At 67.3% G+C, this 12,889-nt stretch carries 12 protein-coding genes and 2 pseudogenes; 8 read left to right on the top strand and 6 right to left on the bottom strand.

Going from position 1 to position 12,889, the window contains the following annotated elements; all coding sequences use genetic code 11:
- Window positions 1–67: 67 nt before the first annotated feature.
- Both ACFVXE_RS21045 and ACFVXE_RS21040 read right to left on the bottom strand, forming a co-directional pair.
- Window positions 68–832 (bottom strand): alpha/beta hydrolase, encoded by a 765-nt coding sequence (locus tag ACFVXE_RS21045; protein ID WP_389673003.1) that lies wholly within the window; start codon window positions 830–832, stop codon window positions 68–70.
- A gap of 303 nt (window positions 833–1,135) precedes the next feature.
- Window positions 1,136–1,384: pseudogene (locus ACFVXE_RS21040) on the bottom strand (kinase); the annotation flags it as partial.
- 138 nt (window positions 1,385–1,522) lie between these two features.
- Between ACFVXE_RS21040 and ACFVXE_RS21035 the strand changes: the two are divergent.
- The 6 genes and pseudogenes from ACFVXE_RS21035 (at window position 1,523) to ACFVXE_RS21010 (ending at window position 6,531) form a co-directional block, all read left to right on the top strand.
- Window positions 1,523–2,161 carry a class I SAM-dependent methyltransferase gene (locus ACFVXE_RS21035; protein ID WP_389673001.1) on the top strand — a complete coding sequence of 213 codons (639 nt, stop codon included), beginning with the start codon at window positions 1,523–1,525 and terminating at the stop codon, window positions 2,159–2,161.
- A 177-nt stretch (window positions 2,162–2,338) separates the two neighbouring features.
- Window positions 2,339–2,821 (top strand): annotated as a pseudogene (locus tag ACFVXE_RS21030) (GNAT family N-acetyltransferase); the annotation flags it as partial.
- 251 nt (window positions 2,822–3,072) lie between these two features.
- Window positions 3,073–3,288, top strand: a complete 216-nt coding sequence (locus ACFVXE_RS21025; protein WP_389672999.1) for a hypothetical protein — start codon at window positions 3,073–3,075, stop codon at window positions 3,286–3,288.
- 208 nt (window positions 3,289–3,496) lie between these two features.
- Window positions 3,497–4,159, top strand: a complete 663-nt coding sequence (locus ACFVXE_RS21020) for a M15 family metallopeptidase (RefSeq protein ID WP_389672997.1) — start codon at window positions 3,497–3,499, stop codon at window positions 4,157–4,159.
- Between the two features lie 144 nt (window positions 4,160–4,303).
- Window positions 4,304–4,837 (top strand): chloramphenicol phosphotransferase CPT, encoded by a 534-nt coding sequence (gene cpt / locus ACFVXE_RS21015; RefSeq protein ID WP_389672995.1) that lies wholly within the window; start codon window positions 4,304–4,306, stop codon window positions 4,835–4,837.
- A gap of 323 nt (window positions 4,838–5,160) precedes the next feature.
- Window positions 5,161–6,531: an MFS transporter gene (locus ACFVXE_RS21010; RefSeq protein ID WP_389672994.1), complete on the top strand. Its 1,371-nt coding sequence runs from the start codon at window positions 5,161–5,163 to the stop codon at window positions 6,529–6,531.
- A 259-nt stretch (window positions 6,532–6,790) separates the two neighbouring features.
- On the opposite strand, the gene ACFVXE_RS21005 is transcribed toward ACFVXE_RS21010, so the two are convergent.
- The 3 genes from ACFVXE_RS21005 to ACFVXE_RS20995 form a co-directional block, all read right to left on the bottom strand.
- Complete coding sequence (locus tag ACFVXE_RS21005; protein ID WP_389672992.1) at window positions 6,791–7,318, bottom strand: hypothetical protein; 528 nt, start codon at window positions 7,316–7,318, stop codon at window positions 6,791–6,793.
- 877 nt (window positions 7,319–8,195) lie between these two features.
- Window positions 8,196–8,807, bottom strand: a complete 612-nt coding sequence (locus ACFVXE_RS21000; protein WP_389672990.1) for a hypothetical protein — start codon at window positions 8,805–8,807, stop codon at window positions 8,196–8,198.
- Window positions 8,808–9,616: 809 nt separating this feature from the next.
- Entirely contained in the window at window positions 9,617–10,057 is a 441-nt protein-coding gene (locus tag ACFVXE_RS20995; RefSeq protein ID WP_389672988.1) for a hypothetical protein, read from the bottom strand.
- A 193-nt stretch (window positions 10,058–10,250) separates the two neighbouring features.
- Between ACFVXE_RS20995 and ACFVXE_RS20990 the strand changes: the two genes are divergently transcribed.
- Complete coding sequence (locus ACFVXE_RS20990) at window positions 10,251–10,982, top strand: HAD family hydrolase (protein ID WP_389672986.1); 732 nt, start codon at window positions 10,251–10,253, stop codon at window positions 10,980–10,982.
- A 365-nt stretch (window positions 10,983–11,347) separates the two neighbouring features.
- Here the strand turns inward: ACFVXE_RS20990 and ACFVXE_RS20985 are convergent, their stop codons facing one another.
- Window positions 11,348–11,572 (bottom strand): DUF6381 family protein, encoded by a 225-nt coding sequence (locus ACFVXE_RS20985; protein ID WP_389672984.1) that lies wholly within the window; start codon window positions 11,570–11,572, stop codon window positions 11,348–11,350.
- Between the two features lie 593 nt (window positions 11,573–12,165).
- Here ACFVXE_RS20985 and ACFVXE_RS20980 point away from each other — a divergent pair.
- Window positions 12,166–12,561 carry a GNAT family N-acetyltransferase gene (locus tag ACFVXE_RS20980; RefSeq protein ID WP_389672982.1) on the top strand — a complete coding sequence of 132 codons (396 nt, stop codon included), beginning with the start codon at window positions 12,166–12,168 and terminating at the stop codon, window positions 12,559–12,561.
- The last annotated feature ends 328 nt before the right edge of the window (window positions 12,562–12,889 follow it).

The raw sequence follows: 12,889 nt of genomic DNA, 5'->3' as shown, positions 1-12,889 counted from the left end.
GCCTCGGGCCGGGGCCGGGGCCGCGGCGCCCGGCCGGCCGGCAAGCCGGACCCCGCGACCGCTCAGGTCAGGCCGTCGAGGTGACCGCCCGGCCGAAGTGCCGGGCGAAGAACTGGACCGCGCTTTCGGCCTCGAACCTGGGCAGCTCCTTGTGCTTGCCCGAGTTCACGTGCAACGACTTCTCCTTCGAGGCGAAGGCGTCGAACAGCGCGAGACCCTCCTCGCGCGAGATGTGCTCGTCATCCCACTGCAGGTCGAACTCGATCGGGATGGTGATCTGCTTCGCCTTCTCGGCCAGGACATCGGGCCAGTGCTGACCGAAGACCGCAGCCGTGATCCTGGGTTCGATCGCCACGAACGGTACGCCGATCGCGGTGCCCATATTGATGCCCCAGAAACCGACCGGCCCATCGGTGCCGATCTCCGGAAGTTCCTGGAGAGCATCCAGGGTCGCCCGGTATTCGGGAACGGCGAGCTCCGCCAGGTGGGCGTTGTAGCGCACGACGACAGGGCCTTCCGGCTCGCCCGCCGCCCGCGCCCGGAACAGCTCGGCGATTTCCGCCTCGTCGTGCGCCGTGCGCGGCCGGTCGCCGTGACCGGGCGCGTCGATGACGGCGACGTGGAAGCCCCAGCCGGTCACGAGGCGCTGGGCGCGGCCGGACATCGCCGGATGCTTCTTGTGGTTGCCCCCGCCATGTCCCATCAGCACCAGGGGTGCGCGAACGGCGCCGGATGCCGGCGACCAGAGGACTCCGGGGATCTCGCCCACGATGAAGTCGCGTTCGATCATGCCGTTCGACGACGACTCGGCGGTGAACTGCAGAGAATGCATAGGTATTGCCTTTCGGGAGTGCCCTGTTGTCGAGGCGCTCCCGGCGACACCTACGTCAGCCGCCCGACCGTGACGACAGGGGGAGCACCCACATGGATACAGCGTTCATGGGTCTCACCTCCTCGGACGGTGTCTCGGTCGACTGCAAGCTATCAGCTCACCGCGATCCCGCTCATCCCTTTTTCCCGCCATGTGATCACGACTCCGGACAGACCCTGGGACCACGGAAGATCCGTCGAACCGAGTGGTCGATCGATGTGCACCGTATACGCCCAGGACTGCCTGGTTCGGCGCCTCGGGCTCTCAGCGTTCGAGCGTGGGCAGGCGGGCGAGCCCGGTGATCGACATGATGCGGTCGACGGTGTTGGACAGGGCGCTGTCGGCTCCGATGACAGTCTCCAGACCATCGGGCAGCAGATCCAGCGGCCGGTACCAGGAGCGCAGGTCGCTCTCGTGGACTTCGTCGGCAATGGGTTCGGTGGCGTGGCGGGCGAGCGTTTCCTCGAACGGCACGTCCAGGTAGAAACCGTGGGTCGGTCCACGGTGGTCGGCACAGGCTCACGCCGCCACGCCTCGCCCCGCACGGGTGCTGCCCGGCTGCACGCAAAGGACCTGAAGGCGATCGGACATGTTGGGGATCCGCGGACAACCGGACGGTCGCCGGCGGCTGTTGCACAGTAGGTTGCGAGGATGCTGAATTATCTGGCGCGCACTCTCGCCGCCTACGAGCACAGCGCCCAGAAGTACGAGACCGCCACCGGGGGGATGATTCCGGACTTGGAGCTGGACAGCTTCGCGGCGCTGTTGCCCGATCCGTCGGGGCCGGTGCTGGACGCCGGTTGTGCCTTCGGCCGCGACACCGCTCTGCTCGGGGCCCGGGGGCTGGCTGTGACCGGAATCGATCTGAGCGAGTCCTTCCTCGTAAGGGCCCGTGAGCTTCACCCCGGACTCGACTTCCGTCTGATGGACGTGTGTTCGCTGGAGTTCGCCGATGCCGACTTCGCCGGCGTCTGGTGCCAGGCGACACTCCTCCACCTCAAGGACGAGCACGTGCTGGCGGCCCTGTCCGAGTTCCACCGGGTACTGCGGCCCGGCGGGGTGTTGTTCGTCAGCTTCAAGGAGGGCGAGGGCGAGGAGGAGTTCGTCGAGTCCTTCAGCGCGGACGCGGCACGCTTTTTCCGGTACCAGACGGTGGACGGGGTCCGGGGCCTGCTGGAGGCCACCGGATTCACCGCGCCCGATGTGCAGGTCGTCAACGAGCGGGAGCGCTACGGGCCCGGGCACCGTGACCTCAACTGGCTTACGGCACTGGCCCGTACGTCGAAGTGAACATCTCGGCGGCCAATATCCGAACCGTACGGCGCTGTGGACCGTCGTGACCCAGGTGCGGCCCATGGCCGGGCCCGCGCCCACTCCCCCATATACCCGCACGAGGAGACCGGCCGAGGAAACGGCCTTGCGTCGCACGCGGGCCGCGTGGATGCTGACGTGGCGGAGGTACGGAAGATGATCAACGTTGTGCTGAAGCTCTCGGTGCGCGACCTGACGCACGCGGACCTGGCGTCGTGCGGGTGGTCAGGGTCCGATCGACACCTGTCCAACGTCGCACAACAGATCGAGCGCGCCCGGCAGGGTGAGGTCGACTACCTCGCCGTCTGCTCGACAACGGACATCCCCGTGGCGAAGGGCGGCGTCGACTACCGGGCCAAGGAGGGTGTCGGAATTCTGTGGCAGCTGGCGGTGCATCCCGCGCTGCAGTCGTGCGGGATCGGCACCTTCCTCATCGAAGCCGCGGAGAATCGGATCAGAGACCGCGGTCTGCGGCAGGCGGAGCTTGCGGTGGAGGAGAGCAATCCCCGCGCTCGCGCACTGTACGAGCGACTGGGCTATGTCGCATACGGCAGTCAGCCGGATTCGTGGGACGAGCAAGCTCCGGATGGCTCTCTGCACCGCTACGAAACCATCTGCACGTTGATGCGCAAGGAGCTCCCGCAGGCCGGCCGTCCCCACGGTCCAGGCCTCGAGTGTCTGCCGACGTCTCGGCACGGTGAAACCGATTGGCCTGCTCGTTCGCGAACGGAGCGATGAATGCCGCGCACGGAGTCGCCGGATCGCAACGGTCGGCGGACCGGGGCCCCTGACCCCAATGGCCGCCATGCGCCGTCACTCCTGGGGACACTTGCCCTCATGGCGACAACGGGGGGTTGACGTCGACAACAGGGGGTTGTCATCATCGCGGTATGGCAGACAACGATCCCTCCCTGCACGAACCGACCTTCACCCGCATCAAGGATGTGCGGGCCAAAGCGATACACCACGCCCGCCTGGCCCAGGAGTTCGCGGCCGAGCGACGCGAACTGATGCAGAGCCTTGTCGATCGAGGCGTGTCCCAAGCCGACATCGCGCGGGAACTCGGGGTGACACGCCAGGCGATCCAGAAGATGCTGGCCTGCTGACAACGTCCGACCGGAGCCGTGGCACGCGTCCGGCAGCCTCGACGCGGCCTTGAGCCAGACCGACGCCGGGCAATGGATGGCCGGAGTCCGGAGTGAAGAGGTGCCACCGGAGCCTCCACCAAGTCGGCCGCGAGCCACAGATCCCTCTCGCGCGACGGACCGGTGCCCTCCCTCTTCACCAGGTCGCGTTCTACGAGAAGATCACCTCATGAGTGAGATCGTCTTGATGTCGGACCCGAAGGTCGCCGCCATATCCGTTGTGGAGTGCGGTGAACGCCTCACGGACGTCCGCCGCGACGGATCGTTGCTGGTCGATACGCGCAAACAGGACCCAGCAGACGCCTTCGCACACCTGCGGGTAGGCGTGCTTGAGCGGCTGATCAAAGCCCAGGCGACGCTTCCACGGGGCTTGCGGCTCATGTTCGTCGAGGGGTACCGACCACCATCACTGCAGCGGGAGTACTTCGAGGAGTACGCGGGCCGGCTGCGAACCGACCACGCCGATTGGTCCGCGGAACAGATCCACTCGGCAACGAGCCGGTATGTGTCACCACCCGAAATCGCTCCCCACAGCGCCGGCGCGGCCGTCGACCTCACCCTCGCCGACGTCTATGGGCGCGAGCTGAGCATGGGCACCCGGATGAACGCGGATCCGGAAGAGAGCGAAGGCGCCTGCTACACCCATGCCCGCAACATCAGCGACGAGGCCCACGCCAACAGGGAGCTGATGGGTACGGCCCTCACAGCTGCAGGATTGGTGAACTACCCGACGGAATGGTGGCATTGGTCCTTCGGTGACCGCTACTGGGCGCTGGCCACCGGGGCCGCCGTCGCCCATTACGGCCCCAAGGAGATCGGCTCACACGGATGACCGGTACGCCGTGCCGCCGGGCCGGACACCCCCGACACGCAGAGGCCCGCGCCCGCTCGGGGTCTCGTTCCCGGTAGGTGCGACAGCAGGCAGCCTTACGAAATTCGCTTCGAGCGCCGTGACGGTTGCCTCTACCGTGACCTGGTGACAACTCAAGTGATCGTGCTGAACGGCGGGTCAAGCTCGGGCAAGTCCGGGATCGTCCGATGCCTGCAGGAGGTACTGCCGGACCCGTGGCTGGTCGCTGCGATCGACTCCCTCGTCGAGGCGATGCCCGCTTCCATGCAGACATCGGACGCAGGGATCGCATTCGCCGCAGATGGGGGCGTGAATGTCGGATCGCAGTTCAGGGAGTTGGAAGCGGCATGGATGGAGGGCGTCGCCGCGATGACACGCGCAGGCGCCCGGGTCATCATCGATGACGTCTTCCTCGGTGGCGCGGCGTCCCAGGAGCGGTGGCAGAGGGCTCTGAGCGGACTGGATGTGCTGTGGGTCGGCGTCAAGTGCGAGAGCACGGTCGCCGCAGGCCGCGAGGTCGCTCGCGGGGATCGCACAAAGGGGATGGCGGCATCACAGGCGGAGACGGTCCACCGGGGCGTGGTCTACGACCTGGAGGTGGACACCACGCACACGGAGTCCCTGGAGTGTGCCCGGATCGTCGCCGCCCAAGTCAAGTGATCGAAAGCTCAGCTTCCGACCGTCGAGGTCTGCCGGGCCGATCGGACTGAGGCGGCACGGCCTCCTTTTGGCAACTGCTGTCATCACAGGCGTATTTGACGGGGCATCAAATTATTCCCCTCTCGCGCGTGCCGCTGGAGCGGTGCCGCTGTCGCCGGCCACCGCTTGCCACACCGAGCTCACGCTGCTAAAAAAGCCGCGGCTTTATTATTTAAGCCCTAAGGTAAATTGGCGAGCGTCATGCCCGCCATGATGAAGGGACGGTGCTGATGCGACGCGCGGCGTTCGGGCGACCGAAGAGTCTCGACGAGAGGCCTGCGGACGTGAGATCCGGGGCGGGGCGCTGGTACGGGGTCCTCACCTTCACCATCGTTGTGGCCATCTCCTACGTCGACCGGGTCAACATCTCGGTGCTCATCACCGACCACTCCTTCCTGGACAGGTTCGGACTGGCCGGCGACCGGGTGGCGCAGGGTGCGTTGATGACGGTCTTTTTGGTCGGCTACGGCCTCGCAGCCTTCGTGCTCACACCGGTGTACGAGACCCTGCTCGGGGTTCGGCGCGGGCTCGTGGTGAGCGTGACGACCTGGGCAGTGCTCACCTTCGTCTCACCGTGGATCGGCAGCCTGTTCCTGCTGCTGGCTGTGCGCTGTCTGCTCGGCGCTGCGGAAGGCCCGCTGTTCTCCCTCAAGACGATGTACATCAAGGACCGGTTCGCCGACACCGAGCTGGGCCGCCCGAATGCGGTCAGCTCGATGGGCGTCTCTCTCGGCACGGCCGTGGGCATGCCGCTGGTCACCCTGCTGATCGCGCATTCCGACTGGACCACCTCATTCCATGCCCTCGGTGCGCTCAACGCCGTTCTCGGCATCCCCCTGGTCCTCTTGTTCATCCGCCCCAGGGGCGTCGGAGCTCTCGGATCAAGCCGGAAGCGCACGCAGGACCAGGACGGCGACGGGAAGCCGACCCGTGGACCCGTACCCTCCGACAACCGCCCTCGTGGTGGCGGCATGCTGCTGTCCACTCTGATCCGGGCCCTTCGAACGCCGCGCCTGGGCTGGATCCTGCTGGTCGAGATCGCCACCCTGGCCTTCCTGTGGGGCACAGCCTCCTGGCTTCCCTCGTACCTGCGGCAGGCACGCCATTTCTCCGCGACGCAGACCGGTTGGCTCGCCGCGTTGCCGTTCGCCGTCAGCCTCGCTTCGGGGCTGATCGGCGGCCTGTTCATCGACAGGGTTCCGCAACGCCGCCTCCCACTGGTACTGGTGGTCGGTAGCGTGGGGGCGGGGGCCTGCGCCGCGCTCGCCGTTTCCGCAACATCGGCCACCGTCTCTGCCACCGCACTCGTCCTCGCGGGTGGATTCTGGGGGCTCCAGGGGCCGGCCATCCCGACCCTGGTGCAGCGTCACGCTCCGGCGGGCAGTGTCGGCAGTGCATACGGCGTGGTCAACGGGGTCGGCAACCTGGTCTCGGCATTCATGCCGACGCTCATGGGAACGGCGATCGCCATGGACGGCGGACACGGCTTCACCGCAGGGCTGTCCCTCCTGGTCGTCACACAGGTGATCACCCTGATCAGCGCCGTGGCGCTGCTTTCCGGGCGCCACGGTCCGCAGACCGGAGAGAGCGGGCCACGGCCGGATGTCTGGGTTGCGGAGCGGCCCGCGGGGCAGCCGACCAGCACTGCGCTCTGACCTCACCGCGCCGCAGGGTCGGGGTCTCGGGCCGAACCCGCAACGCCGCAGCCGCCCGAGTCCGCCCCAGGGAAACAGCGGCGGCGCGCACGCATCGGCGGCCTCTCAGCACGGGGCATCAGCCGCGCGGAGGCCGGGACACGGTCAGCACATGCGTGCGACACTCTCGCGCCTCACAAGGGCCGAAGAGGCACCCTCACGCCGGAAACCCCGGCCCGATTCCGACGGGCCGGGGTTTCCGTTATTCGGGGATGGGCTGTTACCACTGGCCGTGGCGGTTTTCGATCACCCGGAAGCTGCCCACGACACCGTTGCGGACGAAGACGCCGCCACGAACGGTGCGAGCGAAGACGCTGTTGCTCGTGCTCCACGGGCCGATCGTCGCAACCGGGGAGCCGTTGTCGCAGGTGGCGCCACGGAAGACCTCAACGGTCCGGCGGCTGTCGTTACGAACGTTGAACGTCCTGGAACCCAGGCCGCTCACCACCGTGATGCACCCGTCCGTGTGCGCGGAGTACGAGCGCTCGTTGATGTGGATGCGTCCCTCGTAGTAGTTGTGGCCGCCGCGGCCGCCGCCGTAGCCGCCACCGCCTTCGTTGCCCTTGCCCTCGTTGCCCTTGCCCGCGTTGCCGCTGTCGCCACCAAGAGGAGCCTGGGCGGCGACGGCCGGCTGGACGGCCGGGGCTGCCTGGGGGGTCCCGGAAGCCGAGGCGTAGGAGATACCCGTTACGGCCAGGGCCGCAGCGCCGACAACGGCTGCGGTCACGGCGACGGTACGTGTAGTCATGTCACTTCTCCCTGTCTCAGAGACGTCGGCCGGACAGCCGACCTGTGATGAACGTACTAATGCGCTCATTGGCTGTCATATCGGGCGTGCCAAAGGTAGGGAGCCATGGGGCCGACCGGGTGTACGGGAGGCCCGTGAAGCACGCTCAACATGCGCGCGATGTCTCATCAACTCGCTTTGCAGCCAGCACATTTGGCATGTGATTAGGCCTTCTGGGCGACTTGCTGACACCCGCTCACCCTGTCGGCAGCATGCGTCGGTTCTCGAAAGGGGCGGAAACAACCCACTGCCGTGAGCCATCGTCATCCGCGGAGACCGGCCGCGGATGACGATGGTGTCCGCGCTGCGCGCCGAGAACCGCGCCGGCGGGCCGCGGGCGTCCCGGCCGCATCGCTACGGCCGAGGCGCTCGAAGAGCAGTCCTCGGACCGGGCTGACGGAGCAGCAGTTCCGGACGCGCCATCAACAGTGCGTCCCGCCGACTCCGTCGCGGGTGAGGACAGCACTAGGGCGTGTTTCGGAAGTCCCGCCTGCTCGGCGACGTCTCGCACGCACGCTCGCCGCGTTGTCGGGATCACCCCGATACATCCAGTATCGGGGCGACCCTCCGCCTTGCGATCGCACGCACCAGACGCCGCCGAGCCCGCCCCCCGGGCGGCCGGCGCTACTTTCGAAACATGCCCTAGCGCTGACGTCAGCCGGGCTGGGTGGTGTTCCCGTCCCGGGAGGCCGGGTCCGGCGCGCTCTGCCCATCCAGCGACCGTCAGATATCCGTCCGGCGTGCACGTGTGACGAAGCGTATGCAGATCCCTCATGTGCCCCGGAGGTGGTGACCGGAGCATGTCCGATGGGTCGTGGCACGGGAGCTGAGCCCCAGGTCAATGCAGGTCCACCTGGAAGGCGTGACGGTGGTCGGCGGGGCAGGTGAAGATGCGCAGGTCCCCCCATCTGCCGACGACGACCCCTGTCTCGTCATCGCTGGCCACGGTGAACAGAAGCGTCAAGGCCGTGCCGCAGTCACCGCAGGGAAAGACCGTGGGGTGCGTCAGGTGCCAGGTCGGCCAGCCCCCGAGTTTCCAGCCCGCGAGTCGAGTGATGGCGTCACCGCCGTCGCCGGTCTCGCGGACCAGTTCCTCCAGCCGCGGACGGAGTTCCACAGGCAGCTCCTCACGGAAAGGGAAGTCGGTCACGTGCTCAGCGGTGATGGCGCACGCAGCGGGAAGGTAGCCGTCCTCCTCATACCTCGAGGGCGACGGCGGGGTCGCCGCTTGGCTGATCACGTCAGCGGCCCGGCGCCATCGCACCTCGAGCACAGGGCTGACGTCGGCCTGCTGGGCCGGAGGATCCCAGTGTTCATTGGGGCACCAGAGGATCTGCAGGAGGTCGATACCGGCGGGCCACCAGGGTCCCGGCGCTTCGCGCCGGAAAATCTGTGCAACCGGCACCATGGCCGTGCCAGGCACACCGGCAGGGTTGTTCTCGTCGGGCAAGGAACACTCGGGCCACGGTTCGTCACTCGGCCACAGCAGTGGTCCGCCGATCGAACTGTCCCGGCAGCCCGGCTCGGCCCGCTCGGGATGGAGGACGACTGCGTCGCGCGCGTGGGGAGCGAGTTCGGGAAGCGCGGCAAGTATCGCTTCGGTCGTCGGTCTGGGAGTGCGTGTCATCATGCCGTCCGGTCAGCTGGTCGTTGATCACTCGCAGCGTATAGGCCAGTTGTGACAGCGGATCCCACTCGCGGATCACGGGCGGAGCCACAGTCGGATCGCGGCAGCGGTGGAAGAAGCCTCGGTCACCGACCTTTCAGACAGGCTGCAGGACTTGTCCGGCCGATCATGCCACTGCTTCGTATCCGGTCGTTGATGTCGACGTCTCGATCCGGTCAGCCCCGCAGGAAGCCGGTCAGCATCGCGCCCGACAAGACCTGCAGCAACGGGCCGTGCCGCCAGTTCCTGCGGCATCAGGGCATCCGGCACACGATCCCGCAGCAGACCGACAGCCAGGCCCGCCCGTCTGCGCAAGGGCTCACGCGGCGGGCGGCCTCCCGGCTTCGACAAGGAGCAGTGCGAGAAACACAACACCGTCGAGGAGCTATCGGTCGATCGAAGCAGCACCAGGCGGTGGCCACCCGTTACGACAAGGGCCGTTACGTCTACGTCAGCACCGCCACTGCGGCAGCCCTCACGATCTGGTTCCGAACATGATCGACGGGCAAGCTCCGGGGCACTGAGAAGCGGTGTGCTCCTTGCTGCCCCTGTCGTCGAGCACCTGCGCCTTCACAACAGCGATCGACGCCGCGCTATGCGGGGCGAGGAACGGGATCGATCCCTGCCAGGATGTCGTGCAACTGACGGGCCCCCAGGGCAACACGATCGTCGGTGTCCCGCGACATCTCCTCGCAAAGCCGTAGCGCCTCGTCCAGGTCGTCGGAGAAGATGCTGAATACATCGACGATTGCGGTGTCGATCCAATCACAGTGACTCGAGTTGGCGACTGCCAGTGCGGACGCGACCACAGCCAGCCCCACCCTGTCCTTTCGCCGAAGCAGGCCCTCCGTGGTCCGCCGGGTGACGAAGGTGTCGCCTGGGTCGAGCAGGAGCTCCAGCAGCGGCCCGAGGGCCTCCTGCATCTCGGCGAACCCTGCCAGGCTGTGACCGGCATCCGCCCGGTCGCGCCAGTCACGACTCCGCCCGAGTTCGCCGAGCGTCACAACAGCCGCACGCCGCAGGTCGCTGTCCACCTACGCGCCCGCCCTCCCACGATTCCGGTCAAAGTACCACCGAGGCGCCCTACCGGATGATCGCCGGGACAGACCCTCGTGCCGCAACAGACAACGCTCGCCCTGTTGTGACTACTTGAGCAACCATCCTCGAAGGAAGATCGCGATACCTGCCTTCTGGCGTCAGGGACAGACACCACGAGATGATCACCCCATGGCAGATGTGATCTTCTTCGATTTGGACGGCACCCTGGTCGATCACCGAAGCGCGGTCTTGGAAACGATCGGCCAGATCGTCCAGGCCGCGCCGAACGCGACGGCTCCACCGGAGGAACTGGTGGCGTTGTGGTGGACGCTGGAGGCGCGCCACATGCGGGAATACCTGGCCGGTCAGTGCTCCTTCGCCGAGCACCACCGACGCCGGCTCCGTTCCTTCCTGCCGATGCTCGGAGAGCCGGTTCCTGAAGGTCCCGGCCTTCTGGACACCTGGATCGCCGAGCGCTACCTCACCGTGTTCGAGGAGTCCTGGCGGTGCTACCCCGATGTCCAGCCATGCCTGGAGACCCTGAAACGGCATCCCCGAGGACCGCGTCTGGCTGTTCTCACCAACGGGGATCCCGAGCAGCAGCGCGCCAAACTCGCCCGCTTCGGCCTCCTCGAATACTTCGAAGCCGTCCTGACCCCGACCGAGCTCGGTGCGGCCAAGCCCATCGCCTACGCCGCCGCCTGCCGGCAGATGCGGACAGACCCCGCACAGGCGGTCAACGTGGGCGACATGCTGGAAAGCGATGTGAACGCAGCCGCCCTCGCCGGGCTCACCGGCATCTGGCTGGACCGCGGCATCGATTTCGTCACCGGCGGACCATCGCCGACCGCAGACGAGAAGGTGCTCCGCATCGCGCGGCTCACCGACCTCCCCAACCAACTGTCACGCACGAGCGCCTGACCGGCGGCCGTCGTAGGTGAGCGATCCGGGTGAACGCCTGCCCCACTCACAGTATCGGCCCGGCCCGCGTCAGGCTCGACGCGGCCCGGTTCCTGCGTCCACGTGCCTGCGGCCGGTCTTTGCGCGGCTCCCCCACGCCTGCCTGCGACCACGAAATGCGCCGACCCTCCCGAGCCCACCGGCCCCATCGAGCTCCTCACCGCTCGGATCAGCGGCGGAACGCGCAGCAAAGCGCTCGGCCGGGACCTCCCGGCCGAGCGCTTGCATCAACTGCTCGTGGCCCGATCAGCCGGCCACGTGTGGCAGCGACCGTTGGAACGTGCCCCATGGGCACACCATCCGTGCCGCTCAACGCCGACGGTGCTTCACCGGCGCGGGAACTCGTCCTTCTCGCTGTCGGCACGGTGGCCCGACCGGGCCTCGGCCGCACCCCCGCCCGCCGTCACGGACTGCTCCTGCATACGCCGGGCCTCGTCCTGCAGCCTGCGACGCTCGTTCGGGTCGGTCGTACGCTCGGCACGCTCGTTCAGCTTCTGGACCTTGTCCTGGATCTGCTGCGCACGATCGGCGGACTTGCCTGCAACACTCATCTTCGCTCCTGAAGAGGGGAAGTGGGGTGGACACATCGCAGCCAACCAGCGCTCCGCCGCTCACGCACCCGGAAGCGTCACCATCCGCAATCGCCGCAGGTCATCGGGGCTTGACCTGAGCGCGTCACCTCCCGCCAGGGGCCTTGAGGCAGACGGACCGAAGCAAGGAGTCCGGGCTCGGACTCCTTCCGTGCCCGTTGCGACCTGCGCCTCACGGGCCCAGCTGTGCAGAAACTCTCAGGACCGGCCCTCACTCCGGACCTGCAAAGAGCTGCCCGCGCGGAAGTCGGACGTCGCCGGTGATCGATGCGGGCCGCACGCGACGCGGCGGCGACGAGAATGCCGAACGGTTTCACGCCCCGTTCCCGCAGCCTCCTCCGGCTATCCACGGACTCTCATGCACCGAGGTCGCCGCTCGATTCCTCGCAGATCGAAACGTCAGTATCCGGAACCAATGCCAGCTGCAACAAAGCGAGTTGTGCCAGACCGTGCTCCGACCGACAGTCCTGACCATCCAGCACCAGTCGATGGAACACCTCGGACTGCCTCCACCTGCACAGGACGCCGATCCACACGGTCCCTACGATCGACGCGTGACGATCACGTACGAGTGGCGCGGCGACTTCGACGATGTCTCCCTCAACGCGTTGCACGCCGAAGGCTTTGGCCATCCACCTGACCGGACGGCCTGGCGAGCACGACTGCAGCGGCACAGCCTCGGCTGGGTCTGTGCCTGGGACGACGGATCGCTGATCGGCTTCGTCAACGTCATCTGGGACGGCGGAGCTCACGCCTTCATCCTCGACACGGTGGTGGCTCGGCAGCACCGGGCGCAGGGCGTGGGCATCGGGCTTGTCGCGACCGCGGCCGGAGAGGCCCGAGCCGCGAAGTGCGAGTGGTTGCACGTCGACTTCGAGGAGCATCTGCGGCCGTTCTACTTCGATGCCTGCGGTTTCAGATCGACAGCAGCCGGCCTGATCGCCCTGTAGTTCCACGACCCGCAGTCTCTGGCTGCCGAACCCACCTCCACCAGCAAGAATCACGATGAACGGTCTCGAGGCGTGCACAGCCGGACGGACATCACCCTGCGTGACCGAGCCCCCGAAGGCGTACCGGGCCTGCACAGCGGAAGCCACCGGCGGAGTTGGGCGCGGCCGGTGCGTCCCTCATTCGATGGGAGCCCGGCCCACCGGGGTCATGACGCAAGAGGCACCATCGAAACGGTCAGTCGGGTGTCGGGGTGGTGGAGGGCTTGGGGGTCCTGTGGTCGGCGGGGTGTGGTCGGGGTGGGGCGGGGGCTTTCATACGCTGTCGGGT

Origin of the sequence: Streptomyces sp. NPDC058231 (genome assembly GCF_042882275.1) — a bacterium.
In the GTDB taxonomy this organism is placed as follows: Bacteria; Actinomycetota; Actinomycetes; order Streptomycetales; family Streptomycetaceae; genus Streptomyces.
Note: the sequence above shows the minus strand (reverse complement) of the source record. Positions and strands in the feature narration are given on the sequence as shown.

Coding starts and splice junctions, on each gene's coding strand:
- ACFVXE_RS21035 (WP_389673001.1), top strand. CDS start 1,523: ATGCTGAATTATCTGGCGCGCACTCTCGCCGCCTACGAGCACAGCGCC.
- ACFVXE_RS21005 (WP_389672992.1), bottom strand. CDS start 7,318: ATGACTACACGTACCGTCGCCGTGACCGCAGCCGTTGTCGGCGCTGCG.
- ACFVXE_RS21025 (WP_389672999.1), top strand. CDS start 3,073: ATGGCAGACAACGATCCCTCCCTGCACGAACCGACCTTCACCCGCATC.
- ACFVXE_RS20990 (WP_389672986.1), top strand. CDS start 10,251: ATGGCAGATGTGATCTTCTTCGATTTGGACGGCACCCTGGTCGATCAC.
- ACFVXE_RS20985 (WP_389672984.1), bottom strand. CDS start 11,572: ATGAGTGTTGCAGGCAAGTCCGCCGATCGTGCGCAGCAGATCCAGGAC.
- ACFVXE_RS21045 (WP_389673003.1), bottom strand. CDS start 832: ATGCATTCTCTGCAGTTCACCGCCGAGTCGTCGTCGAACGGCATGATC.
- ACFVXE_RS21020 (WP_389672997.1), top strand. CDS start 3,497: ATGAGTGAGATCGTCTTGATGTCGGACCCGAAGGTCGCCGCCATATCC.